This is a genomic window from Bradyrhizobium sp. IC3195, from assembly GCF_020193585.1.
GTDB lineage: Bacteria > Pseudomonadota > Alphaproteobacteria > Rhizobiales > Xanthobacteraceae > Bradyrhizobium > Bradyrhizobium yuanmingense.
Genome location: NZ_JADYVG010000011.1, coordinates 197800 through 222460, shown reverse-complemented (window position 1 = coordinate 222460; position 24661 = coordinate 197800). Strand labels below are relative to the sequence as shown.

Genomic DNA, 24661 nt, shown 5'->3' with positions numbered 1-24661 from the left:
ACGGGGTGTTTTGCCCGACGGGCTACGGGCCGTGAAGCGTCGCCGCCCACTCCAGCGCCGGCAGCACCGTGCCTACGAGCAGACCATATGAGAAGGCCTTTTGAACTGGTGTGGGCCGAGGAAACCATCCTATTCCGCCCATGAAGTACATTATCGCCCAGAGGCCGGCAAGGAGGGTCCAATCGCGCCAGCCCACGCGGAGCAGCAGACCGAGCGGAATAGCGGTGCAGAGAAAGACGATGCCGCAGATGGCAATCTGGCCAACGGATTGCCGCTCAGCGCCGGATTGGGGCATTTGGCGTTTTGCCTATCGGTGAAGCGCGTAGGGCGGATTGGCCGAAGGCGTAACCGCCACGGCTCGTTTTCACATCGAAAGAAACGGTGGGTTACGCCTACGGCCGCGCTTCGCGCCGCCGCTGGCTAACCCACCCTACGAAGATATCACGCCACCGCTGCGTCCGGAATCCTTGCGGCTTCCAGCGGCTGCTTGCCGCGGATGAGGTCGGAGGCGCGGTCGGCGATCATCATCGTCGACGCATTCAAATTCGCCGAGATCATGCGCGGCATCACGGAGGCGTCAATGACGCGGAGGCCTTCGAGGCCGTGGACGCGGAGCTGGTCGTCGACGACCGCCCACGTCGAGTCCGCCGGGCCCATGCGGCAGGTGCAGCCGGGGTGGAAGGTGGTGGTGCCGCGTTGGGTGGCGGCGGCTAGGAATTCGTCGTCGGTGTTGACGTTGGGGCCGGGGAAATCCTCGTAGGCGTAATAGGGCGAGAGCGGCGCACTCTTCAAGAGGCGCCGCGCCAGCTTCATGCCGCCGACGATGACGCGGCGGTCGAGCTCGGCGTCGAGATAATTGGTCTGGATGATCGGCGGCGCGAACGGATCGCTGGAGCGGATCCGGACATAGCCGCGGCTCTCGGGACGCTGCTGCCAGGACGCCACGGTCATGCCGGGCTCGTCCTCGAGCTGGCCCTGCACGCCTTCTTTGTAAGAAGCCGGCGTGAAGGTGAGCTGCAGGTCGGAGCTCTCGGCGCTCTCGCCGGAATGCCAGAAGCAATAGACCATGGTCGGCGACAGCGACAGCAGGCCCTTGCGCTGGGTCGCCCATTTCAACGCCTCGATCCACAGCGAGAAGCCGCGGCGGAGCTCGTTGATGGTCTTGATGTCCTTGACGCGCGCCACCGTGCGCGGGGCGTAATGGTCCTGCAGGCCTTCGCCGACCGGCAGCGCGTGACGCACGGCAATGCCGTGCTGCTGCAATAGGTCCGGCGAGCCGATGCCGGAGAGCTGCAGCAGCTGCGGCGAATTATAGCTGCCGCCGGACAGGATCACCTCCTTGTTGGCGCGCACTTCGACCGGCTGGCCGCCGCGGCCGCCCTTCATGTAGCGCACGCCGACGGCGCGCTTGCCCTCGAAGATGATCTCGGTCGCGTGCGCATGGGTGTGCACATGCACGTTGGGCCGCTTCATCGCCGGCTTGAGGAATGCGGTGGCGCCGGAGACGCGCAGGCCGTTGTTGATGGTGCGCTGGCAGTAGGAGACGCCTTCCTGGGTCTTGCCGTTGTAATCGGGGTTGCGGGGAATGCCGAGCGAGACCGCCCCTTCCATGAAGGCCTCGCAGAGCGGATCGCGCCAGTTCATGGTGGTGACGATGAGGTTGCCGTCGCGGCCGCGATAGGTGTCCTCGCCCTCGCCGATCCGCTTCTCCAGTCGGCGGAAATAGGGCAGCACGTCGGCATAGCCCCAGCCGCGATTGCCCATCTGCGCCCAGGTGTCGAAATCCATGCGCTGGCCGCGATTGTAGATGTGGCCGTTGATCGAGGACGAGCCGCCCAGCGTCTTGCCGCGCGGCGCATAGATGCTGCGCCCGCCGGTCCACGGACCGGGCTCCTGCTGATAGGCCCAGTTGATGCTCTTCATGTGGAAGGTCTTGATGAAGCCGGCCGGCAGATGGATGTAGGGGTGCCAGTCGGACGGGCCCGCCTCGAGCACGCAGACACTGGTGTTCGGATCCTCGCTGAGCCGGCTGGTGAGCACGCAACCGGCGGAGCCCGCGCCGACGATCACATAATCAAATCTATCCATGGTCCCTCGGCCGCCCCTAGCGCGGCTTGTCGTTGAGTTGAAATTCGAGATGCGCCTGCACCGTCGGCCATTCGGCCGCGGTGATGCTGTAAACGACGGTATCGCGCAGCGTGCCGTTCGGCGCGATCTGATGGCTGCGCAGGATACCGTCCTGCTTGGCGCCCAGGCGCTCAATGGCGCGGCGGCTCTGGTGGTTGAAGAAGTGCGTGCGGAACTCGACCGCTATGCAGTTCAGCGTCTCGAAGGCATGGCGCAGCAGCAGCAGCTTGCACTGCGTGTTGAGCGGGCCGCGCTGCGCGCTCTTGCCATACCAGGTCGAGCCGATCTCGACGCGGCGGTTGGCGGCGTCGATGTTCATGTAGGTAGTCATGCCGACGATCCGGCCGCCGGCATCGAACACGGTGAAGGGCAGCATCGAGCCCGCGGCCTGCAGGCCTAAGCGGCGGTCGATCTCCTTGCCCATGTTCTCCGGCAGCGGGATTGCGGTGTACCACAGCTTCGACAGCTCGCCGTCCTTGACCGCCTCGACCAGCCCTTCGCGATGGTCATGCGACAGCGGCTCGAGACGGGCATGCTGTCCGCGCAGGGTGACGGGATCGGGCCAGGGCATTCTGTCGTTCCTTATGATTGTCATTCCGGGGCGGCTTGAAGAGCCGAACCCGGAATCTCGAGATCCCGGGTTCTATGCTCCGCATAGCCCCGGGATGACAATCGCGTTTTACGCGATTGTCACTTGCTCAGAAAATTCAACGGCAATCCGGCGCGCGGCCAGTCCATGGCGATCAGCTCGCCCTTGCCCGACAGCGTGATGTAGGCGGTCTTCAGCTCGGGGCCGCCGAAGGCGATGTTGGTGGTGACGCGGTCGCCGGTCGGAACCTGTTCCACCAGGGTGCCGTCGGGCGCGATCACCGAGATGCAGCCGGAGACGAGCGTGGCGACACAGACATTGCCGTTCGCTTCCACCGCGAGCGAGTCGAACATCTGGTAGCCGCCAAGGCCGCAGATCGGCTGGCCGCGCTCGCCGCGATAGATCGGATCGCGCGGCTTGAGCGTGCCCGGCGCCGAGAGCTCATAGGCCCAAAGCCGCCCGGTCGGCGTCTCCGCGATGTAGACCGTATTCTCGTCCGGCGACAGGCCGATGCCGTTCGCCGGCAATACGCCATGCACGATTTCGACGATCTCGCTCATGCCGGGCTTGAGGTAATACATGCCGCCGACATCCATCTCGCGCGCGCGCCGCTTGCCGAGGTCGGAGAACCAGAGACCGCCGTGCTTGTCGAAGACGAGGTCGTTCGGCCCGCGCAGATCGTGCGCGCCACATTTGGTCACGACGGTCTCGACCTTGCCGGACTGCAGGTCGACGCGCTGGATCGCGCCGCCGAGATAATCGTCCGGCTGCGGGCCGGGCATGATCATCTTGCCGGCCGGAATCCAGGAGAAGCCGCCATTGTTGCAGACGTAGATCTTGCCGTCGGGTCCGAGCGCGGCGCCATTCGGGCCGCCGGGAATCTTCGCCACGATCTCCTTGCGGCCGTCGGGATAGACGCGCGTCAGGCGCTGTCCCCGGATCTCCACCAGCACCACCGAACCGTCCGGCATCACGACCGGCCCTTCGGGAAATTCGAGGTCGGTGGCGAGAACGCGGACGCTGGACATTGGAGACCCTCCCGGCGGCTTGTTATGGCTTGCACGGGATGTCCGGCTCGGGCCCCCGCAGGCAAGATTTGCCTGCGGTTATGGCAAAGTCGCCGGGGCTTGCCAAGCAAGCGGGACGGTATGCCAGCGTTGCGTGTTATTCTCGCACCGGTATCCAGATTTCAAAGCCGCCATGGCCGGTCGCGGGATCGAATTTCTCGTCATAGCGCTCGAAGTTGGGCGCGTCCGCGGCTTTCAGGCCAGACGCTGGCAGCCATTGATTCCAGATCGTGTTGACGGTGCGCCGGATCGAGGCGACGTGATCCTTGTGCGTGAACACCGCATAGCGCTGCTCCGGAATGCGGATGCGACCGAAGCGGCGCGGCAGGTCGGAGAAATCGGCGACCTCGACGCCGGCAATGTAATCGAAATTGCCGGCATCATCGCCGTTGCAGCAGACGCCGTAGGCGACGTGACCGACCCGCGCGGGGATGTCGGCGACCTCCTGATTGAAGCGCTGCCACAGACCAGGGATCATGGCACCGTTGTCGCAGGAGATGCGCTCGGCGGGGCCGGCGACGAGGAAGGCCTTTGCGGTCTCGAAACGCGGTGGGGCAAGATGGTCGAGCATGGTGGAATCCATGAGGATCGGCTCCTGTAGCCTGAGCTGGTTGACGCACGCTGCCGCCCTCACCGCTTCGGGCGTGGTGCCGAATTGGTCGCGGAACGCGCGGGTGAAAGCTTCGTGCGAGCCGTAATCCGCCTCCAGTGCCAGCGACAGGATGTCAGGTGCGCCCTTTGCCAGACTGCGCGCCGCCTCCGTCAGCCGCCGCGCGCGCACGTAGCGCATCACCGGCAGACCGACGGCTGCGGCAAACGCACGCACAATGTGGAACCGCGACACGCCCGAGATCGCAGCGATCTCGTCCAGCGTCATCGGCTCGGCCAGATGGCTCTCGATATACCAGAGCGCGCGCTGGGCTGGATTCATGGCGGTTCAGGCTCTCGTTCGTAGCGCGGTGATGATGCGCCGATCGGCATCACTTTGCTTGATCGGCATTGCTGTCGTTTGCATGAGGATAGCCGGTCAATGGAAGCTGGCAACGCCCCGGTGTTCGTGGCTACACTCGCCGAAACCGCTCACGAGAAAGAGGAACCGGGTCATGGAAATCACCGATGTGCGGGCGCACCATATCCGCATCCCCTATGATGCCGGTGTCGCGAGCTTCCGCCAGGGCGCGTCCGCCATCACCGCACTCGACATGGTCCTCGTCGAGGTCACGACCGATGCCGGGCTGACCGGCTGGGGCGATGCTTTCGCCTATGTCTGCCCGCGCACGACGCGCAGCGCCGTCGAGGAGATGATCGCACCGCAGGCCCGCGGGCTGGAGGTGCCCGATGCGGCCGGCATCCCCGCCGTGATGGAGCAGATCCAGCGCAATTTGCATCTGTTCGGCCGCTACGGCATCACCATGTTCGCGATCTCCGGGCTCGATATCGCATTGTGGGACCTCGCCGCGAAGGTCGCGGGCGTGCCGCTGCACCGCCTGCTGGGCGAGATCAGGCGCACGGCGATCCCGGCTTACGCGAGCCTGCTCCGGATCGGCTCGCCCGACAACATCGCCGCCGAATGCAGGAAGGCGCTCGCGCTCGGCTATGGCGCGATCAAGCTGCACGAGACCACGACGCCTGCGGTGCTTGCCGCGCGCGAAGCGATCGGTCCGAGGATTCCACTGATGGTCGACATGAACTGCCCGCTGACCGGGGACCAGGCGATCGCGTTCGCGGCGACATGCCGCGACGCGCAGCCGATGTTCCTGGAAGAGCCGGTCTGGCCGCCGGAAGACTTCGCCACGCTTGCCGAGGTGCGCAGCAAGAGCGGGCTCGGAATTGCCGCCGGCGAGAATGCCTGCACCGAATATCAATTCCGCCAGATGATGGAGGCGGGCGCGGTCAGCCACGCCCAGCCGTCAGTCATCAAGGTCGGCGGCATCACGGAATTCCTGAAGGTCGCAGGCTTGGCCGACCGGTCCGGCGTCAAGATCGTGCCGCACTCTCCTTACTTTGGCCCGGGCCTGCTGGCGACGCTGCATCTGCTCGCGACACGCGACGACGGGCTGGTCGAGATGTTCTATTTAAAGCGCGAAGCCTGCCTCTGGGGCGGCCGCGCCGATGTCGATGCCAGCGGCCATGTCGCGGTGCCGGCGGGACCCGGACTCGGCTACGAGCCCGATCGTGGCGTGATGGAGCGCTATCGCGTGGCGTGATCGGCGCGCCTATTTCGCAGCATCCTTCGCCGGCGGCGCGTCCTGCTTCTTCTTCAGATCCTCAGTGGTCTTCGCCTGCGCGGCCTGGAGATCGAGAAGCGTCTTCTGCAGGCCGGCGATGGCTGTCTTCAGCGCATCGATCTGGCGATTGGCAACATCCAGCTTTTGCTGATGGTCGAGGCTGAGCTTGGTGATCGTCTTCTGCAGGAAGTCGACATTGCTCTGGAGGCAGCTGGTGCGGCGCTCCATGGTTTTCTCGACCGTGCAGATCTCGATGCCGGGCACGTCCTGCGCGAGCACCGGCAGAGGCGCCAGCGTGGCGAGCAGCAACATTGCGAAACAAATTCCGGCGTTTCGAAGCAGCATGAAAGTTCCTCGGCCAGTCGATCACATCAATGTGCGCTGTTTGCGCGCTGCAGCGTGAGGCTACCACACTCGCACCGCATTCTCGCGTTGAGCTTGGGCCCGTTCCCCTGGGACGGGGAGCAGTGAACCGCATGCGGGAGAAGTGGGCGCTCTCCGCGGCTTTGTTTAGGGGAGATTTTTGGAATGGCAACGCGCGATAGACGTTTGGCGGAATTCGACGGCGCCGGAGAACCACCGCCGGGCCTGCCACTTGAAGTGCTGTGCGAGGATCACAGCGGGACGTATCAACTGCCGTTCGCCTGCCGCTATGTCGAAGGACGCTGGCAAAACCACGAGGCCGGGATTGCGGTGGAAGCAACCGTGATCGGCTGGCGCCTGCCGCGCGTGAAGCAGCGCGGGGCCGCCTGAAGGCGGTGTCTGTTTCAAAACGCGACGGGGCCGCGCTGCGCTTTAACCTTCGGAACGCGGCCCGAACGAATCACGTCCGAATCAGCCGAAACGCCTTGTACGCACCTGTTCACGGCTAGATCTCGCTGCGGTTCGGCAGGCGCGCACAATATCTGCGCAGCCGGCCGGATCGCAGGCGCCTGTCGCCGGGTCCAAAGGTTAATTGTTGCAAGGGCATAGCGCCGCGGTCCGCAGCGGAGGGCCGCCGCCCTCGAAACAGGCACAGCCGTGCAACGCCTGCCTAATATTCGACCTCGAGCTCCTCGATCTCGGCCGGCTCCTCCTTCGCCGCCGCGACCCATTCCTGCATCTCGGGCATGGCCATGATGGTGTCGGCATAGGCCTTGAGCGGCGGTGCGAGCTTGACGTCATAGGTCACGAAGCGCGTTACGACGGGAGCGTACATCGCGTCCGCCATGGTGCGCTTCTCGCCAAACAGGAAGGGACCGCCCGATTTCTCCAGGCAGTCGCGCCAGATGAACCAGACCCGGTCGATATCGGCCTGCGCCCGCGACCAGATCTTGAAGCCGGGAAAGTGCCCCTTCAGGTTGACCGGCAGCGAGGCGCGCAGCGTGGTGAAGCCGGAATGGATTTCGCCCGAGATCGAGCGGCAATGGGCGCGCTGGATGCGGTCGGCCGGCAACAGGTCGGCGTCCGGCATGACCTCGTTGAGATATTCGGCAATCGCCAGCGTGTCCCAGACCACGGCGCTCTCGTGCCGCAGGCACGGCACCAGGATCGAGGACGACAGCAGCAGGATCTCCGCACGCGCCGACGGATCGTCCGGCGCGGTGACGATCTCCTCGAAATCGAGCCCGGAGAATTTCGTCAGCAGCCAGCCACGCAGCGACCAGGACGAGTAGTTCTTGCTGCTGATGGTCAGTGTCGCCTTCGCCATAGAGCCCTTCCCTCACGCCTGGGCAACGCACCGCCGCGCGTGCGTGCCCGTGATCTGTGCCTACCCGACCGGGGCGCAGCAAGCGACGTGCCAATTTTCCGGGCGGTCCGGCTCCCGTCTGGCTTCGATATTGCATCACGACAGGAGGCAAGTGGGCGCTTCAGTATGATGTCGATGTATTATCAGGCTTTTCAGAACCACATGGACCTGACGGCGCCATGGCGCGCGGGGGCTTCGTCCGCACTCAAATTCCTCAATCTGGTGCCTCAGGGCTCATCGGACCAAGTGGTCGGCCGGCTTTCGGCCGCGCTGGAGCTGATCTCGCGCTCCACCCTCACCTATGACCGTCCCGCCTACGGCATCGACAGCGTCATGGTGGGCAACCGCGACGTCGCGGTCAGCGAGGAGATCGCCTACGCGACGCCGTTCGGCTCGCTGCTGCACTTCAGGAAACACGGCGTGGCCGAGCAGCCGCGCATGCTGCTGGTTGCGCCGATGTCCGGACACTTTGCCACGCTCCTGCGCGGCACCGTGAAGACGCTGCTGCAGGACCACGACGTCTACATCACCGACTGGCACAATCCGCGCGACATCCCGCGCAGCGAGGGCCGCTTCGGGCTCGACGACTACACCGAGCACCTGATCGACTTCCTCGGGCAGCTCGGGCCGCGCCCGCACATGGTGGCGATCTGCCAACCGTCCGTCTCCGCGCTCGCGGCCGCCGCGATCATGTGCGAGGACAACCATCCCTCGCGCCCGGCGACGCTGACGCTGATGGCCGGCCCGATCGACACGCGGATCCAGCCGACCAGGGTCAACGAATTCGCCAAGAGCAAGCCGATCGAATGGTTCGAGCGCAATCTGATCAACTACGTGCCGGTGCAGTGCCGCGGCGCTCTGCGCAAGGTGTATCCCGGCTTCGTGCAGCTCACCGCCTTCGTCTCGATGAATCTCGAGCGCCACATCAAGCAGCATCTCGACCTCGCCAACCACATCGCCAAGGGCGAGAAGGAGAAGGCCGCGACCATCAAGACCTTCTACGACGAATATTTCGCCGTGATGGATCTGCCGGCCGAATTCTACATCGAGACCGTGCGCGACGTGTTCCAGGAGCATCTCCTGCCGCAAGGCAAGCTGATGCATCGCGGCCGTCCGGTGAACACCAGGGCGGTCAGCCGCATGGGGCTGATGACGGTCGAGGGCGAGAAGGACGACATCTGCTCGATCGGCCAGACGCTCGCCGCCCAGGACCTCTGCACCGGCGTACGCGCCTATCGCCGCGTCCACCACATGCAGGCCGGCGTCGGCCATTACGGCGTGTTCTCCGGCAAGCGCTGGAACAACGAGATCTATCCGCTGCTGCGGGATTTCGTGCACGTGAATTCGTGAGGCGCACGCCGCGGCGCACGAGAGCTACTCTTCAAGCTCGTATCGCGCTGGGCCACGCGATGACTTGCCCTGACATCACAAGGCGGTTGCGCCCGCTCTCCTTGGCGGCGTAGAGCGCCTTATCCGCGGCCGCTATCAACGACGTGAAATCAGCATTATCGCCGAACGACATATGTGTGGCGCCACCAATACTGAGGGTGACCTGCTTGGATGGCGGGTTGAGCGCGTGCAGGATGCCGAGGTCTTGAATCGCTTGCCGGATTCGCTCGCCGACCTGCTCGCACCCTCCCGTGTCCGTATTTGGTAGCAGCAAGGCGAATTCCTCACCACCATACCGAGCGGCCAAGTCTGCTGGTCGCCGGGCCTGTTCTGCCAGGACCCCGGCGACCGAGCGGAGACATGCATCGCCCGCCTGATGCCCGTACTGATCATTGAAACTCTTGAAATGATCGACATCCATCAGCAACAGTGACAGAGGCCTTCCTTCGCGCCTGGCTCGATCCCATTCCGCCTCTAGCCGCTCGTCGAAGTGTCTGCGGTTTGCCAAGTCCGTCAGGCCATCCGAACTGGCGAGAGCCGCCAACTTATCCTCCAGGTCCTTACGTTCGGTCATGTCGCGCGAGATCGCCACCACGCCGTTGATGTCTCCACTCTGCGCACTCCTGGCGACGCGCAGCGCGGTTTCGATCCAGACCTCGCCTTTCTCGCGATGCCGAGTGCGATAAGTGATTCTCGCCTCCTCGGCTTCGCCGTTCATCAACGCGGAGATCGTCTCCTCAACCCGCGCCAGATCCGCCGGATTTATGCCGGCGAGGGCCGACGTATCCACCAATTCGTTCGGAGCCCAGCCGAGGACTCGCGCGCTGGACGGCGACGTATAGAGAATCCGTCCATCGACCGCTATACGCATGACCATGTCTCCCGACTGCTCCGCGAGGAGACGAAAATCCGCCTCCTTGGCGATCAGAGCAGCGGCCATCTTCTGCCGCATGTGCAACTGGCGCACCAGCCAAACCCCCGCAACAGCGAGCCCTCCTATCAGTCCCAGCACCGCAACCACGCGCGTCAGCGCCGCTTTGCGCCAGGGGGCCAAGACGTCGTCTTCCGATTCCGTCGCAACCACGACAACAGGGTAGCGACTGCTGAGTTGATAAAAGCTCAGACGCCGAACGCCGTCGAGAGGCGACGTGAAGTAGTAGACGTCCGCACTTGGCCGCTCGCGGAAATTCCTAAAAAGCGGTGCATTCGACAGATCGCGACCCGTATATCCGTTGTCCGGGCTACGCGCGAGGACAACGCCCTTCGCGGTCGCCAGTGCAATTGAGCCGTTCTGGCCAACGTCGAATCCGCGATAGAATTGCAAAAAATAGTCGACATCGATCGTGGTAAGAGCCACTCCGGCAAAACTGCCGTCAGGATGATCGAAGCGCCTTGACGCTGTGATGATCCATTGCCCCCCCGATCTGCTCCTCACTGGACCCCCAATGAAGGTTCCTCGCTCAGCCACGGCGCGATGATGCTGGAAATACTCGCGGTCGCTGTTGTTGAGGCCGGCGAAATCCACGGGCTCGCTGGTTGCGAGCCAGCGGCCGGTCTCGTCATAGACGAACACAGCTCGAATCCGGTTCGCGGCTTTGCGCCGGGAAAGAAAGGTCTGAATCTTCGCGATCGCCGCCGGGCTGGTCCCCTCGAGTTCGAGTTGGCCGACCACCACATTGAGAACGGTGTCCGCGAGTTCGAACGTATCGTCCGCGTGTTGCGTCACCGACCGGGCCAGATTGGCCACGTCTGTTTCGGAGCCCTTCAGCAGCGTCTGTCGCTGGGACCACTCCCGCCAGCCGCTGAGCGCGACAATCGCCAAGCAAGCGACCGCCACGAATGCGGAGGCCCAGAGCGTCAGACGCCCCTTCCGAAGATCGCTGCGGTGATCGATCAAGAGATGCTCCCTGCACCCTCAACCCCGTAAACGCCTTGGGCTAAAGGATGGTTGCTCGTTCCGCTTGTGATTTTTTGGGAGAACACCGGAAGGAGATTGACGGCATCGATGAGCGGCTTGACCGTCGATCGATAGCGCATGGACTGGTCCGGCGAGAAGGACAACACAGCAATCAACTCGGCGCGACGGCTTCGATTACTGTGCCGGCCACTCGGCCAAAGCCAGGTTCAGTAAAACTCGTCGGATGCAGGCTTCGAGCTCCGGCAAGAAGTGCAAAATCGTCTGTCCGCGGTTGAGGCCGAATGACCATGCTCTCTGCCGGCAGACGCTCGGTCGGCGAGACCGACGCGGGCTTCGCGCCGCCTGCAACAATGTGGGGCAACGGTGCGGCCATCAACCAGATGTTCTTAAGCATCGCCCTATTCACCGAGCACGCGACGACACCTTTCCGCTTCAGACGGGCGACGGTAAAGAGCTTGCGGATCAGCAGGTCTCGTTCAAGCGACTGCGGCAATTTGAACTGCACCCCGATGAGCCGGCCCCTTTGTTGCGCAATCACCGCATCGACCCATCCGACCTGCATGATGTGCACGCGCAGCGGTTCTCCGGCGCGAGGAAAGTCAATACCGGAGCCAAGCAGAACGCCGGCGCCAGAGAGGGAGATGTTGCTCACGCGTCCAGAAAGCTGCTCGCCGGTCACGGTCTGGATCAAGATAGTTTCGTCGATGTCGAAACGCTCCTCGGTACGTCCCATCCGCGCCTGCAGCGAGGTCATGCAGACGAAGAAAAGCACGACGATGTTCACGACCGACCAGAAGGCGACCATCGGTAGAGCGGCCGGATGATCGATGATGCGCCATTCCGGGATCGTGTTCAGAACCACACCGACAACCGTCAACGCCATCAAGACCGCCGACGGCCAGAATATCTCCGCAGCGTAACTTGCGCGCCGCGCGGCAGCCCCCTTCGGCGTCACCCTGAACGCATGTCCCGCCGGCTTGACGAGAGTCCCCAGCACCGTCGGCAATATCTTGAAGCTCTGGATCGTCGCCGACACCTGAGCGGCGAGCGGAAAATGCACGTGCGGCGCGAACCAGGAGATGCCGCCGTTGAGCGCCAGGATCGCGGGGAACAAGTAGTAGAACACCGATTCGGGGGTGACATCGACGACAGGCGCCAAGCCGGTCCACATGAACACGATCGGAACCACCACGACCATGAGCGCCCGCAAGCCCAATGAGAGCCAATGCGTCGGAAAGAAGAGGAGCCGATGCATCAAGCCCAGTCCGGGGCCGAGCGGACCGGCGGCGAGGTACAGCGTCTGAATCGCGCCACGCGCCCAGCGTTGCCGCTGCACGAAAAAGGCATCAAGGCTTTCCGGCGCCAGTCCAATCGCCAGCGGTTCGCAGAGATAGCGGGTGACGTATCCCTTGCGCAGCAGGACGAGCGTCAGCAGGATGTCTTCCGTAATGGACTGGGTCGGCAAGGCATCGCCTACCGCGCGGAGTGCTGCGCGACGCGTGACGGAGTTGGAACCACAACAAAAGGCACCATCCCAGCCGTCGCGCGCGGGCATGATGGAATCGAAGAAGAACCGTTGCTCGTCCGGCAATCCCCTGTGCAGGCCGAGATTCGCCTGCATCGGGTCCTCATTGTAGAAGGCGTGCGGGATCTGAACGATTCCGACCTTTGGATCAGCGAAGAAGCCCATCGTGCGCATCAGGAAATTGCGCTGCGGCACGAAATCCGCATCAAAGATCGCGAAGAACTCGCCGCTCGTCTTGGTCAGGGCATGATTGATATTGCCGGCCTTGGCATTCAAATTGTCGGCGCGCGTGAGATAGCCGGCGCCCTTTTGCGTGCAGAGTGCCCTGAGCCAAGGCCTGCGACCATCATCCAAGACCCACACCTGGACGTTCGGATAGTCCAGGCACAGCGCGCCGGTGATCGTCTTTTCCAGCACCTCGAATGGCTCGTCGTAGGTCGGAATAAAGACGTCGACCGAGGGCAGCTCATCATCCGGCAGGCTGCGAAGCCGACGCTCGTGCTGATCTGCTTCGCTTCGGCGATCGGTCCTGCGAAGGAACGTCAGATAGAGAATGAACTGATCTGTGAAAGTCAGAAGCTCGACGAACAGACAGAACCAGATCCAGCCGACCTGATACCAGGTCCCGCTTGCCGGGAGCACGGTGCTGAAAATACGCCATTCGAGATAGTGGGCCACCACAAGCCAAACCACAACAAAGACCGCAAGACGCGCCCAAGGGCGCGCGACCGGAAAGGTCGGCGCCAACAGATACATCGCAGCAAAGATGCCCAGCATCGGCGCGAACAGCTGAGAGAGAGGCAGAGTCATGGCTTGCATGGACCATCTCGCTCACAGGGGCGATTGGTCGAGTTCCAGGCGAGCGGTCAGCCATTTCAACTTCGAGCTGACCAATCGTAGCAGGCCGTCGGCTCTGCGCTCGAAGCGCACCTCAGCCAATCGTCCGATATCGCAGGAGCCGTTGCGGTCGGCCGACGTCTCATTGGGCGGAAGCGAAATCTCAATGGTAATGTTGCCCGGATCAGGCCGCGGCACCCGAGCCGCAAGCAGCCGATCATCGCCGTACGCGGCCGATCCGCGGACCTGCCGGATCTGGCCGCTCTTCCATTCGCGACTCCCAATCAGACGGACGGTAGCCGCATCTCCGGCCTTGATCTTCTCGAAATCGCGCTCGGGTAGTTCAACGACGATAAACCGGCGTTTGCAATCTGCGAAATCGAAGACCGACTGCCCTTCCGTGACCATCGAGCCCGGGCTGGCCGCGACCGACCAGACCACATGGGCTGCGGGCAAGGACAGATCGTAGTGATCGAGACGATCAAGTCGAGTGCGTTCCTCTGCAATTTCCGCGGCCAACTGCGCGGCACGTGAGCTGTTCTGCAACAGGTCTGTCTCGAGCTCCTGGCGGCGGAGGACAAGCCGCTCGCGCTGCTGCTGAGAATAGGGCACGTCGTTGGCATCGCCACGAAGATAAATGCCCTTGTCGGCCGCCCCCAATTCCGTCTTGAGGCGCCGCAGGCGTTCATCGGCCATCTGGCACCGCGTTGCGGTTGCCTCCTGCGAGGCCTGGGCCTCACCGGAGCGGATCTGCGAACTGATGCCGAGCTTCACGAGCCTCTCCATCCGGCCCGCGACATCGTTCCGCTGCCGCGCCTCAGCGAGACAGCCGCCTTTTTCAACTTCCGTTTCACCTATCTCGTGGCGCAGGCGCGCTACCATCCCCGAACGATAGTCCTCGCTTCGCTCGCGGAGCTTGCGATCGAGCTCGGCGATTTCCTCGAGTTGCCGGCGTGCGAGCTCGGCGCGTTTGGTGGACATGGCCAGCTGCTGATCAAGGTCCATGAGGTGCCGGCGATCCGGCGAACGCGCCTCGACCAGCGGCACCATCCGGGTGTGCTCGAAATATTCGCCCTTGCGGGGAAGATCTGACGAGAGCTGACCCGCCATCGGCGCAGTCACCCGCATGAGCTCGGCATTGACATAGGCGGAGGGCGCGATTCGGTAGGTCACATACGGCAACAGGGCCCATCCGCTGAGAGCGATGATCCCGAGCGCCAGGGACCGCCGAGCGATCCGGCTGCGAATGAAACGTTCGACATGCAGGCGAACCACGACTGGATCTCCAAATGGGCTTTGGTCGCTCCGCCTGCCCTTGCGAAGGCAAGCCTATCACCGCATGGCCCAGGTGTTGGCATGAAGCCTGCGCCTTGAGACAATGAGCAATCCGACAACAGCTGCTTGCCGAAATCAGGATTCGCCGCCGCAGCAGACTCCCCCTCGCAACCACGAGAAGCATATCTAGCTTTCACCACAGCAGGTTAAGACGTGTCAAAACCGGAGAACTACGGCTCGGGAATCGAGAACAAGATGCCGACCTATTCTGGCTTGAAGTCGGCGCGGCGCTTGTACTGATCGAATGGCGGCGCGGCTAACGCCCATTCCTAAGCAGCTCTTTCGCTTCCGCGAATTCGGGAAGACCATGCTCCGCCTCGAATTGAGCGACCACGGGCGCAAGCACTTCGGATAGCGTACGCGCTCGGCCATTTGTCTTGTACAGGCGTGCAAGTTCAAGAGCGCTGCGCAGCTCAAAGGTCTTGGTCTGCTGATGTTGTGCGATGTCCAGCGCCCGCTTGAGGGCGTCTTCGGCACTGGATTCGTCCGAAGGATTATGGCGCGATAAGAGTTTACCGCGGACACGATGCAGCTCGGCATCAAGCCAATGCTGGCCGGATTGTCCCGTCCCGGCGATCAATTCGTCCAGGATTTCCAGCCCGGTCTCGACGTCGCCTAAATCTGCAATCGCCAGGGCGACATGCATCCCCCAGAACGGTTCGCAGAGGTAGCAATCGTTCTCGTGCAGGAAGGTCCAGCCGTGACGCATGTCCGCCAGTCCGGTCATTCGGTCTCCCGCACGCCACTTGGCGAGGCCGTTCAGGTAGGTGCCGGCGGCCACGTACAGCGGCATCGTGTGGTCGCGCGCGAGACCGAGCGCCAGGATCGTTTCTGTCTGCTGCAACATGCCCCCGCATACTCCGTCGAACACCGCGCGATGAACCAGCGCATTGGCCTGGGACAGCGCCCGTTTTTCTCCCGGAGTACCCACCGCTTCCGCGGCGAGCTTGCGCGCACGAGCGATGTCGCCAAGCGGCCAGAGCACCAAAGCGAGAAATCGCATGATCACGAACGGGAGATCCAGCGCCGAAGCCCTGAAGGTCGCGGGATTCGGTTCGGCCCGATAGATCGCCAGCGCCCGCTCAAGATGCGTACGCGCGTTCAAATACTCGCCGGCGAACCAGCAGGTCACGCCCCCAGTCCAATGGGCCACGACGGCGGCCACCGGCGAGTCCGGCCGTCGCTCAGCGGCGCTCCTGATGGCATCCGCCAGCTCCCGCATCGGAGCAAGTTCGCCATGGGTCAGGCAGGCATTGAAGAGGCCGGAATGGACCGGCGCAAGTTCAACGGGATCATCGATACCGGTTCCGAATTGTCGCGCGCGCGTCCATGCGGCGACCGTTTCCGGAGCACTGTGGCCGAGGCTGCCCCGCAAGGCACGGCCATATGCGATTTGAAGATGCAGCCTGCTCATCATCCGGTGGGGCTCGCCAGGCAATTGATCGGCGATCGCGATGGCCTTGCCGAGATGCGCGATCGCCTCGGAATAGGCCGAGCGTTTCAACGCCTGCTGGCCCGCCTTGCGCCACCATTCGAGGGCGATCTCGCTCAGCCCCGCCTCGGTGAAGTGGTGCGCGAGAACTTCCGGCTCGGTCTCGGCGACGATTGGAAACTTGTCGCGCAGGACATCGCCAATCCGTGTGTGAAGCACCTGCCGTTTGCTCTTGAGCAGGCTCTCGTAGGCCGCTTCTTGAACAAGGGCATGCTTGAAACTGTAATTTGCTTCGGGCGGTGTCCCACGACGCAGCAGCAGTTCGGCCTCTTCAAGTTGTCCCAGCGCCGCGCCCAGCGTCAGATCGTCGCGTCCCGCCACGGTTTTCAGCAGCGCGTACGAGAAGTCGCGGCCAATGGCGGCTCCTATCTGGGCCACCTCCTTGACCGGAGCGAGCCGATCAAGCCGCGCCATCAGCGAATCCTGCAGCGTCGCAGGGATAGCAAGCGGCGGCAGCGGATTATTCAGGCGGTAGCGCCCGGCATCCTCAACGAGCAGCCCGGACTCCAGCACCATCTTGGTCAATTCCTCGACGAATAGCGGAATGCCATCGGTCTTGTCGATGATCTGCTCCATCATCTCGCGTGGCAGCTGGCGACCGACGACAATCTGCTCGACGAGCGCGCGCGTGTCCTGCCGATCGAGCCGGTCGAGCCGCAACAGACTGACGTTGGCAAGGCCCGACCAGGAGGGCTCGAACTCCGGCCGGGACGTCAAGAGCACGAGTATCGGCAGTCCCCTGATCCGATCGACCGCGAGATCGAACAGTTCAAGTGTCGTGGCATCGGCCCAATGCATATCCTCGCAGATGATCAGCAGCGGCTGGCCTCGCGCCAGTCCCTCAAGCTGATCGAGAAGGGCGGCAAAAGTCTGCCGCCGCTGCTGCGCCGGGCTCAAGCCGAGGGGCGGGCAATGGTCGCCGGTGGGAATCGAAAGCAGAGCCGCAATGAGCGGTGTTGCCCGGGCGACCTGCTGGGTTCCTATTGCGAGCATTGCCTCGAGCTTGTCGAGTTTTTGATCCGCCGTGTCGTGCGAGCGAATTCCGGCGGCGCGCTCGAGCTGCGCGACGAAGGGATGAAGCGCACTATTGGTGTGGTAAGGCGAACACTGATATCGCACGCGACGGTGCAACCCCAACGAGGGGCTTTCCGACAGCGTTGCCACAATACGGGACTTGCCGATGCCCGCTTCGCCGGAAATCAATACGAACTGGCGCCGCCCCTGCCATGCCTCCCGCTGGCGCGAGAGGATGAACTCGATCTCGTTCTTGCGGCCGACAAAGCCGATCGAGCGCGCGGCACGGACTGCCTCGAAGCGACTCTCGGATGCGGTCACGCCTTCCACCGCCCAGACCGCGATGGGGTCTGCCATTCCCTTGACCTCCCGACGGCCGAGATTGCGCAGGGAGAACAGATCGCCAAGCAGCCGGCGCGTCGATGAAGCAACGACGACGACCCCCGGCTCCGCCAGGCTCTGGAGCCGGGCGGCGAGGTTTGGTGTGTCGCCGATGGTTGCGTGCTCCTCCGACGCATCTCCGCTGATGAGGTCGCCGACCACCACAAGTCCGGTCGCAATTGCGATCCGCAGTTCAGCTCGTTCGTCGGTCCCTGTCTTGAGCTGGCGTATCGCGGAGATCATGTCGAGGCCGGCGCGCACCGCGCGCTCGGCATCATCTTCGTGGGCGCGCGGATAGCCGAAATAGACGAGTATTCCGTCGCCGACGAATCTGGCTATCCTGCCATCATAAGCAGCAACCACGCTCGCGCAGGCAGCGCGATAGGCCCGGATCACCTCCCACATATCCTCGGGGTCCAGACGCGCCGAGAGCGCAGTCGAGCCGACCAGATCGCAAAACATGACCGTGAGGTGACGCCGCTCGGCGTCCTGAGGACGAGCGGGAGATGCGATCAACGCGGCCGGATCGAGGTCAGCGATAGCACGCAGCATCTTGCGGCGATGGCCGAGCAGGACTCCGAGCTTATCGAAGTCCTCATCCATCAGTTCGGGAAGGACGCCTATGTCGATCCCATTTTGGGCAAAGCGCTCCGCGTATTGCGCAAGCCCCAGCTTCTCGAGCCACTCCGCAATCTGCATTGGCTCCACCGATCGTGTGGTTAGCAGTTAGCAGAAGTTTTGGACCACGGCGCACGGGAACAATATACCAACACCACCATGATGGCACGTCTTGTTTGTTGCGCGATAACCTGGGTTTCTCAATGCCGATATCGCTTTCAAGCGGTGACACTGCTCGATGCGAACGGCTTTGCTACCAAACATCGTTAGCGCGCAGCATTGGACGGCAGAGGTTGCGAAGAGTCGTCGCGCTCGTTTCGAACCGGAACCGAACCAACACTGCGGCTTGTGCCGAGCGGATTGTTATCCGCGACCGGAGCTCCTTCATTGCTCGCTGACAGGCGCTTCATAGCTGCGAGCCATCGTGCCCGCCGCAACCTGGAGCGAAGAACCGATTACCCAGCAGCCGGCAACAAAGCCGATCAGGCCGTTAGGCAGATTTTGATCAAGGACAAGAATGCTGACGGACAGAGTCGCAGCGATTGCCGCACCGAACGTGCCAGCCGCACTCATAATCTCGACCGGCTCGGAACCGTTCCATTCTTCCGAGATGCTCGATGTCGACCTCTGTGCGCCATGGCCAGCCATATCAATTCCGACGTAATAGCCGACAGCTCCGTAGAGCATTGTTATCAGGACGATCCAGCCGCTTTCGAATAGTCCGGCTTTCTGACGTAACAGGGCCGCCCCAACATAGAGGCCGCCAGATGCACCAACGGCGGCCAGCCCGATTCTTTCAAGAAGATGAGCCGATTTGATCAGACTTGAACGGGCGATCCGAAGATTGCCGACGCGCCTTGTTGCAGAAAAGGCGCTGAAAATTGCGCTGCTTATCTTCATAGGAGCTCCTTCTGAGTAAGTAGCAGCCTACCGGCCGACCCCGAACAGAAGCTGCGTGAGTTGCGCGATGCCCTTTCATTCCAATTTCTGAAGAATCTTTGCTGAGTGATGGGACTGGCTTTGCTCGTGAGCGAGACGGAACCAATCCAAAGCTGCGAGCATGTGGCTGCGCAGGCATTGCATCTCACCCGTGTTTCAAATGATCCGGGTGCGGCAATTTTCGTTGCGAGAGTGGTAATTCAGAAAGAGAGCGAGCGCGTATGAAGCGGTTCACACACGGTCCTCCCTGTCGCTCTATTCGGTCACAATTTCCGAAGGACGCATCTCATTTCGCGATAACGGACGGCGAACATGCTGGATCTGCAACGCGCGGTTGGTCAGCACGCTGCCCGCGTCTGGCCGAAATCAAAGATACGCGCTTGGTTTCGTGAAGCTCGCAGCCTCAGGCCGACCATTCCTCGCCCCACATCTGCACGACGTGACCGGGCGACACTTCGCGATAGCGCCGCACGGGGGGCTGATAATCCGGCGCGCGGACCGGGCTTCTGATCTCGTCGTTGGAGGTTGGACGCGGCGTGCCGCGGCGTGACGGATCGGGCACCGGCACGGCGGCCATCAGCTTTTTGGTGTAGGGGTGCTGGGGGTTGCCGAACACCGACGCGCGCGGGCCGATCTCGACGATCTCGCCGAGAAACATCACGGCGACGCGGTGGCTCATGCGCTCGACCACGGCGATGTCGTGGGAAATAAAGAGATAGGCGAGGCCCATGCTGGCCTGGAGGTCGAGCATCAGGTTCACGACCTGCGCCTTCACCGAGACGTCGAGCGCGGAGACAGCTTCGTCGGCGACGATCAGCTTCGGCCCGAGCGCGAGCGCGCGCGCGATGCAGATGCGCTGCCGCTGGCCGCCGGAGAATTCGTGCGGGAAGCGCGCGGCCATGTCAGCGGAGAGGCCGACGCGGACGAGCAGGTCGGCGACCTTGTCGCGCGCCTGCGACGCCGTTGCCAGTCCGTTGGCAAGCAAAGGCGCAGCGATCGCCGTTCCCACCGACATGCGCGGATTGAGGCTCGCGAACGGATCCTGAAACACGATCTGCATGTGCTTGCGGACATCGCGCAAAGCCCGGCCGTTCATGGCCAGCACATCCTGGCCGTCGATCAGGACGGTGCCGCTGTCCGGCTGCGTCAGCTTCAGGATGGAGCGGCCGGTGGTCGACTTGCCGCAGCCGGATTCGCCGACCAGCGCCAGCGTCTCGCCGGCGCGCAAGGTGAAGGAGACGTTCTCGACCGCATGGACGCGGCCCGAGACCTTGCCGAACAGGCCCGAGCGGATCGGAAAGCGCGTCGTGAGGTTTGAGACTTCCAGCAGAGGCCGCTCGGCGGGCGAGACGGTATCGGGCGTCTCGGCCGGCTCGTCCGACGTGCCCGTCACCTTGTCGACGATCGGAAACCGCATCGGCCGCATCCGCCCGTCCATCGAGCCGAGCCGCGGCACCGCCGCGAGCAGCGCGCGCGTATAGGGATCCGCAGGCGCAGCAAAAATGCGCGCGGTGGCGTCCGTCTCCACCGCCTGCCCGCCATACATCACCACGGTGCGGTCCGCGATCTCGGCGACCACGCCCATGTCGTGGGTGATGAAGAGGATCGACATGCCCTCCTCCTGCTGAAGTTCTTTGAGCAGTTCCAGGATCTGGGCCTGGATGGTGACGTCGAGCGCGGTGGTCGGCTCGTCCGCGATCAGAAGCTTCGGCTTGCAGGCCAGCGCCATCGCGATCATCACGCGCTGGCGCATGCCGCCGGAGAAGCGATGCGGGTGCTCGTGGAAGCGCGACGCCGCCGCAGGGATGCGGACGCGATCGAGCAGGCGGACGGTCTCCGCCTCCGCCGCCGCGCGCGACAGGCCGCGATGCTGGATCAGCGCCTCCGCGATCTGGAAGCCGATGGTGAGCACCGGATTGAGGCTCGTCATCGGCTCCTGGAAGATCATGGCGACGTCATTGCCGCGGATATCCTTCATATCAGCCTCGGGCAGCGCGAGCAGATCGCGCCCCGCCAGCATGACGCGGCCCTCGACCCGGCCGATCTCGCTCGGAATGAGCCGCATGATCGACAGCGCGGTGACGCTCTTGCCCGAGCCGGACTCGCCGACGATCGCGACGGTTTCGCGGGCTGCGATGTCGAACGAGACCTTGCGAACGACGGGAATCCATTGCCGCTCGAGCATGAAGGAGGTGGTGAGGCCGGAGACCGAAAGCACGGAGGACTGTGCTTCGGCAACGGCCTGATCAGATCTTCTTCTGTCGATGCTCATGCGATTGCCCTAATAGCCCCGCCTGCGATCGACCAGCCCCGGCAGCTCCTCGCCGCGGCGGTGACGCGCGATGACGTCGAGCACGAAATCGACGGCCGTGTCGGGCGTGGTCATGCTGGCGTTGTGCGGCGTCAGCAGGATACGCGGATGGCTCCAGAACGGGTGGCCTACCGGCAGCGGCTCGGGATCGGTGACGTCGAGCACCGCACCTGATAGCGCGCCGCTGTCGAGGGCTGCGAGGAGATCGGCCTCGACGAGATGCGGGCCGCGTCCGACATTGACGAGCCCTGCCCCGCGCGGCAGGCGCGCGAACAGCTCGGCATTGAGAATGCTGCGCGTTTGATCCGTCAGCGGCAGCAGGCAGACGAGAATGTCGGCCTGCGCCAGAAATTCTGGCAAGGCATCGGCCCCCTCATAGCAGGTGACGCCTTCGATCTCGCGCGGCGAACGATTCCACCCAAGAAGCGGAAAGCCGAACGTCTTGAGCCGTTCCAGCACGGCCTGGCCGAGCTGGCCGAGCCCCATCACGCCGACGTGCCGGCGCCTGGCCGGCGTGATCCGGATCTCGCGCCAGACCTGCTGCCTCTGCTGGCTAATGAAATCGAGGAGATCGCGATGCAGGGCAAGCACGGCCATGGTGACGTATTCGACCATGGTCTCGGCAATGCCGGGCTCCAGCATGCGGACCAGCGGGATGTGCGCCGGGACTGTCGTGGTGTCGAACTGATCGACGCCCGCGCCCACCGAGAAGACCAGCTCGAGATTGGGAAAGGTCGTCGTGATGTCATCCGGCGGCACCCAGGCCACGAGATAACGCACCGCGGCGGGATCGCCGATGTCGGGCCAGAGCCGGAACGGCACATCAGGCGCGCGCTCCGCGAAGAAGCGCGCCCACTCGGCGCCGCGCACCATATTGGCCTTGTAGAGAACCGTCATGCCGCCCTCAGAACGGGCTGACTGGCGCGAGCCGGCGGCCGTCGATCATGCGCTTGTGGCTGTAGGCGGCCGGATCGACAAGCGGCGTCGCGCCGGTCACGAGGTCGGCGGCGAGCTTGCCGGCGGCGGGACCGATGCCGAAACCGTGGCCGGAGAAGCCGGTCGCGAGGAAGAAACCCGGCAGCGCATCGACCGGTGAGATCACCGGTATCGTATCGGGCGTGCAGTCGATGGTGCCGCCCCAGGCTTCGGCGATCTCGATGTCCTTCAATTCCGGATTCGACTTGATCAGCGCCGCCAGCGCCGAGTTGACCAGCGACATGTCGGGCGCCGGATCGCGCACGCGCTCGGCCTCGAACGGCGATAGCTTGTCGAAACTCCAGCTGGTGCCGCGCATGAGCTGATCGAAGAACGACTTGCCGAACGAGAGCTTCAATCCGTTCTTGCGATGCTGATAGGTCGGCCAGAACGTGCGCGCGTAACGGAACAGGTCCGGCGACAGCTCGACCGTGCCGCGGTTGCGCAGCGCCAGCGTGAAGCCGCCGTCGAGGCGGCGGCGGATGCAGTAGAAATCGGTGCCGAGCGCGCCGGAGGTGATCTCCGGTCCCGGCGTGGTCCGGCACGCGGTGGCGTTGACGAGGCCGATCGGCAGCTCGATGCCGTGGCGGCGGCAGAACAGCGATGACCACGCGCCGCCCGCCAGCAGCACGGATTGCGTGCGGATGGTGCCCTTCTCGGTGACGACGGCGCTGACCCTCCCGCCCATCGTCTCCAGCCCGCGCGCGGCGCAGCCCTGGTGGATGGTGACGCCGTGCTTGCGTGCGGCGGTGGCGAGCGCAGGGACGGCCATCGACGGCTCGGCGCGGCCATCGCTCGGCGTGTGCAGGCCGCCGACCCATGTGTCGGCGTTGCCGGGCATGCGCTCGGCGACCTCGGCCGGCGTCAGCACGGTGGAGTGAACCTGCATCTCGCGCGCGACCGCGGCCCAGCGCTCCCAGCTGGCGAGTTCGTCCTTGCTCTTGGTCAGGAACAACACCCCGGTTCGCCGGAAGCCGGCATCGACGCCGGCATCGTTCTGCATGTCCTCCCACAGAAGCAGCGCCTCGCGCGCGAGCGGGATCTCCTCGCGTGCGCGGCCTTGCTGGCGGCACCAGCCCCAATTGCGGCTCGACTGCTCGCCGCCGACATGGCCCTTCTCGACCAGCGCGACGGAGTGCCCCTTCTTCGCCAGATGATAGGCGGCCGAGACGCCGATGACGCCGCCGCCGATGACGACGACATCTACCTGCGCCGGCAGGCGTTCGTCGCTGTTGATGCGGTTGAGCGGCGGGGACATGGGGCACTCCTGGAGTTCAGTTCGAAGTCTTGCGCGTCAGAGGTCTTGCGCGTTACGGGATGTTCATGCGCGGATCGAGCGCGTCGCGCAGGCCGTCACCGAGAAAGTTGAAGCTGGTCACCGCGAGCGTGATGGCGACGCCCGGCGCGATCGCAAGCCAGGGCGCGCTGGTTAGATAGATCTGCGCGTTGTTGAGCATGTTGCCCCAGCTCGCCGCCGGCGGCTGGATGCCGTAGCCGAGATAGCTGACATAGGATTCGAGCAGGATCGCCTTGGCGACGTTGAGCGTCGCGGCAACGACGATCGGTGCGATCGCGTTGGGCACGAGCTCGCGGAACATGATGCGCAGGTTCGAGGAGCCGAACGCGAGCGCGGCCACCGCGAATTCCCGCTCGCGCAACGAGCGCACCTGGGCTTCGACGACGCGCGCGACCGCCATCCAGGCCGTCGCCGCGATCAGCACGGTGGTGGTGACGAGGCCGGGCTCGGTGAGCGCTGCGAGCGCCAGCAGCAGGAAGATGGTCGGAAAGCACAGCACGGCGTCGACGAGCCGCATCAACACCGCGCCGACCGCGCCGCCATAGAACCCGGCAAAGGCGCCGACGACAATGCCGACCGCCATCGCGATCACCATCGCGACGATGCCGATCGAGAGCGAGACCCGCCCGCCCATCATCAACCGTGCCAGCACGTCGCGGCCGAGCTCGTCGGTGCCGAGAATATGCGCGCCGGAGAGCGGCGGCGCGAACCGCTTCATGATGTCGATGTAGGTGTCGTCGAACGGCAGCAGGTAGGGGCCGAACGTCGAACCGAGCACGAGCACGAGGATGATCAAGGCGCCCGCGAGCGCCAACCGATGCCGGCGAAAGCGCCGCCACGCGGCCTGGCCGGGCGCGAGCTGAACGGTGGAGAGGGCTGCGGTCGCCATC

Annotated in this window: 18 protein-coding genes; 3 read left to right on the top strand and 15 right to left on the bottom strand. The window is 63.9% G+C overall.

Annotated elements, in window-relative coordinates:
• Positions 1 to 441 precede the first annotated feature (441 nt).
• The 4 genes from I6F09_RS22040 to I6F09_RS22025 all read right to left on the bottom strand — a co-directional run bounded on the left by I6F09_RS22040 (position 442) and on the right by I6F09_RS22025 (position 4714).
• Positions 442 to 2088, bottom strand: coding sequence for a GMC family oxidoreductase N-terminal domain-containing protein (locus tag I6F09_RS22040; RefSeq protein ID WP_225189034.1), 1647 nt, complete (start codon positions 2086 to 2088; stop codon positions 442 to 444).
• A gap of 16 nt (positions 2089 to 2104) precedes the next feature.
• Positions 2105 to 2698: a GNAT family protein gene (locus I6F09_RS22035; RefSeq protein ID WP_225189033.1), complete on the bottom strand. Its 594-nt coding sequence runs from the start codon at positions 2696 to 2698 to the stop codon at positions 2105 to 2107.
• A gap of 119 nt (positions 2699 to 2817) precedes the next feature.
• On the bottom strand, positions 2818 to 3744 hold the full coding sequence (locus I6F09_RS22030; protein ID WP_225189032.1) for an SMP-30/gluconolactonase/LRE family protein: 927 nt from the start codon (positions 3742 to 3744) through the stop codon (positions 2818 to 2820).
• Positions 3745 to 3880: 136 nt separating this feature from the next.
• Positions 3881 to 4714, bottom strand: a complete 834-nt coding sequence (locus I6F09_RS22025) for an AraC family transcriptional regulator (protein ID WP_225189031.1) — start codon at positions 4712 to 4714, stop codon at positions 3881 to 3883.
• A 172-nt stretch (positions 4715 to 4886) separates the two neighbouring features.
• Between I6F09_RS22025 and I6F09_RS22020 the strand changes: the two genes are divergently transcribed.
• Positions 4887 to 5990, top strand: coding sequence for a mandelate racemase/muconate lactonizing enzyme family protein (locus I6F09_RS22020; protein ID WP_225189030.1), 1104 nt, complete (start codon positions 4887 to 4889; stop codon positions 5988 to 5990).
• Positions 5991 to 5999: 9 nt separating this feature from the next.
• On the opposite strand, the gene I6F09_RS22015 is transcribed toward I6F09_RS22020, so the two are convergent.
• Entirely contained in the window at positions 6000 to 6356 is a 357-nt protein-coding gene (locus I6F09_RS22015; RefSeq protein WP_036028535.1) for a hypothetical protein, read from the bottom strand.
• A gap of 183 nt (positions 6357 to 6539) precedes the next feature.
• On the opposite strand from I6F09_RS22015, the gene I6F09_RS22010 reads away from it, so the two are divergent.
• Positions 6540 to 6764: a hypothetical protein gene (locus I6F09_RS22010; RefSeq protein ID WP_024339451.1), complete on the top strand. Its 225-nt coding sequence runs from the start codon at positions 6540 to 6542 to the stop codon at positions 6762 to 6764.
• A 280-nt stretch (positions 6765 to 7044) separates the two neighbouring features.
• Here I6F09_RS22010 and I6F09_RS22005 read toward each other — a convergent pair whose 3' ends face one another.
• Complete coding sequence (locus tag I6F09_RS22005; RefSeq protein WP_109144728.1) at positions 7045 to 7701, bottom strand: glutathione S-transferase family protein; 657 nt, start codon at positions 7699 to 7701, stop codon at positions 7045 to 7047.
• A gap of 165 nt (positions 7702 to 7866) precedes the next feature.
• Here I6F09_RS22005 and phaZ point away from each other — a divergent pair, with 165 nt between their 5' ends.
• Positions 7867 to 9090, top strand: a complete 1224-nt coding sequence (phaZ, locus tag I6F09_RS22000; protein ID WP_081492994.1) for a polyhydroxyalkanoate depolymerase — start codon at positions 7867 to 7869, stop codon at positions 9088 to 9090.
• A 31-nt stretch (positions 9091 to 9121) separates the two neighbouring features.
• Here phaZ and I6F09_RS21995 read toward each other — a convergent pair whose 3' ends face one another.
• From I6F09_RS21995 to I6F09_RS21955, 9 genes are all read right to left on the bottom strand, one after another.
• A complete protein-coding gene (locus I6F09_RS21995) occupies positions 9122 to 11026 on the bottom strand; it encodes a diguanylate cyclase (protein WP_225189029.1) in 1905 nt (634 codons plus the stop codon).
• 172 nt (positions 11027 to 11198) lie between these two features.
• Entirely contained in the window at positions 11199 to 13391 is a 2193-nt protein-coding gene (locus I6F09_RS21990; RefSeq protein WP_225189028.1) for a glycosyltransferase, read from the bottom strand.
• A 12-nt stretch (positions 13392 to 13403) separates the two neighbouring features.
• Positions 13404 to 14684: an HlyD family secretion protein gene (locus I6F09_RS21985; RefSeq protein WP_225146884.1), complete on the bottom strand. Its 1281-nt coding sequence runs from the start codon at positions 14682 to 14684 to the stop codon at positions 13404 to 13406.
• Positions 14685 to 15000: 316 nt separating this feature from the next.
• The gene (locus tag I6F09_RS21980) at positions 15001 to 18330 is read right to left on the bottom strand and encodes an adenylate/guanylate cyclase domain-containing protein (protein ID WP_225189027.1); all 3330 of its coding nucleotides are present in this window, start codon (positions 18328 to 18330) and stop codon (positions 15001 to 15003) included.
• Positions 18331 to 18633: 303 nt separating this feature from the next.
• Positions 18634 to 19149: a hypothetical protein gene (locus tag I6F09_RS21975; RefSeq protein WP_225189026.1), complete on the bottom strand. Its 516-nt coding sequence runs from the start codon at positions 19147 to 19149 to the stop codon at positions 18634 to 18636.
• A 442-nt stretch (positions 19150 to 19591) separates the two neighbouring features.
• Positions 19592 to 21460: an ABC transporter ATP-binding protein gene (locus I6F09_RS21970; protein WP_085972359.1), complete on the bottom strand. Its 1869-nt coding sequence runs from the start codon at positions 21458 to 21460 to the stop codon at positions 19592 to 19594.
• 9 nt (positions 21461 to 21469) lie between these two features.
• On the bottom strand, positions 21470 to 22396 hold the full coding sequence (locus I6F09_RS21965) for a glyoxylate/hydroxypyruvate reductase A (protein ID WP_225189025.1): 927 nt from the start codon (positions 22394 to 22396) through the stop codon (positions 21470 to 21472).
• A 7-nt stretch (positions 22397 to 22403) separates the two neighbouring features.
• A complete protein-coding gene (locus I6F09_RS21960; protein WP_225112140.1) occupies positions 22404 to 23732 on the bottom strand; it encodes an FAD-binding oxidoreductase in 1329 nt (442 codons plus the stop codon).
• A 52-nt stretch (positions 23733 to 23784) separates the two neighbouring features.
• A complete protein-coding gene (locus I6F09_RS21955) occupies positions 23785 to 24660 on the bottom strand; it encodes an ABC transporter permease (protein WP_225189024.1) in 876 nt (291 codons plus the stop codon).
• Position 24661: the final 1 nt, after the last annotated feature.

Excerpts from the sequence above, each read along its gene's own strand:
- I6F09_RS21960 (WP_225112140.1), bottom strand. The coding sequence starts at position 23,732 with ATGTCCCCGCCGCTCAACCGCATCAACAGCGACGAACGCCTGCCGGCG.
- I6F09_RS21970 (WP_085972359.1), bottom strand. The coding sequence starts at position 21,460 with ATGAGCATCGACAGAAGAAGATCTGATCAGGCCGTTGCCGAAGCACAG.
- I6F09_RS22005 (WP_109144728.1), bottom strand. The coding sequence starts at position 7,701 with ATGGCGAAGGCGACACTGACCATCAGCAGCAAGAACTACTCGTCCTGG.
- I6F09_RS22030 (WP_225189032.1), bottom strand. The coding sequence starts at position 3,744 with ATGTCCAGCGTCCGCGTTCTCGCCACCGACCTCGAATTTCCCGAAGGG.
- I6F09_RS21955 (WP_225189024.1), bottom strand. The coding sequence starts at position 24,660 with ATGGCGACCGCAGCCCTCTCCACCGTTCAGCTCGCGCCCGGCCAGGCC.
- I6F09_RS22040 (WP_225189034.1), bottom strand. The coding sequence starts at position 2,088 with ATGGATAGATTTGATTATGTGATCGTCGGCGCGGGCTCCGCCGGTTGC.
- I6F09_RS22020 (WP_225189030.1), top strand. The coding sequence starts at position 4,887 with ATGGAAATCACCGATGTGCGGGCGCACCATATCCGCATCCCCTATGAT.
- phaZ (WP_081492994.1), top strand. The coding sequence starts at position 7,867 with ATGATGTCGATGTATTATCAGGCTTTTCAGAACCACATGGACCTGACG.
- I6F09_RS21975 (WP_225189026.1), bottom strand. The coding sequence starts at position 19,149 with ATGAAGATAAGCAGCGCAATTTTCAGCGCCTTTTCTGCAACAAGGCGC.
- I6F09_RS22015 (WP_036028535.1), bottom strand. The coding sequence starts at position 6,356 with ATGCTGCTTCGAAACGCCGGAATTTGTTTCGCAATGTTGCTGCTCGCC.
- I6F09_RS22025 (WP_225189031.1), bottom strand. The coding sequence starts at position 4,714 with ATGAATCCAGCCCAGCGCGCGCTCTGGTATATCGAGAGCCATCTGGCC.
- I6F09_RS21990 (WP_225189028.1), bottom strand. The coding sequence starts at position 13,391 with ATGCAAGCCATGACTCTGCCTCTCTCTCAGCTGTTCGCGCCGATGCTG.
- I6F09_RS21965 (WP_225189025.1), bottom strand. The coding sequence starts at position 22,396 with ATGACGGTTCTCTACAAGGCCAATATGGTGCGCGGCGCCGAGTGGGCG.
- I6F09_RS22010 (WP_024339451.1), top strand. The coding sequence starts at position 6,540 with ATGGCAACGCGCGATAGACGTTTGGCGGAATTCGACGGCGCCGGAGAA.
- I6F09_RS22035 (WP_225189033.1), bottom strand. The coding sequence starts at position 2,698 with ATGCCCTGGCCCGATCCCGTCACCCTGCGCGGACAGCATGCCCGTCTC.
- I6F09_RS21980 (WP_225189027.1), bottom strand. The coding sequence starts at position 18,330 with ATGCAGATTGCGGAGTGGCTCGAGAAGCTGGGGCTTGCGCAATACGCG.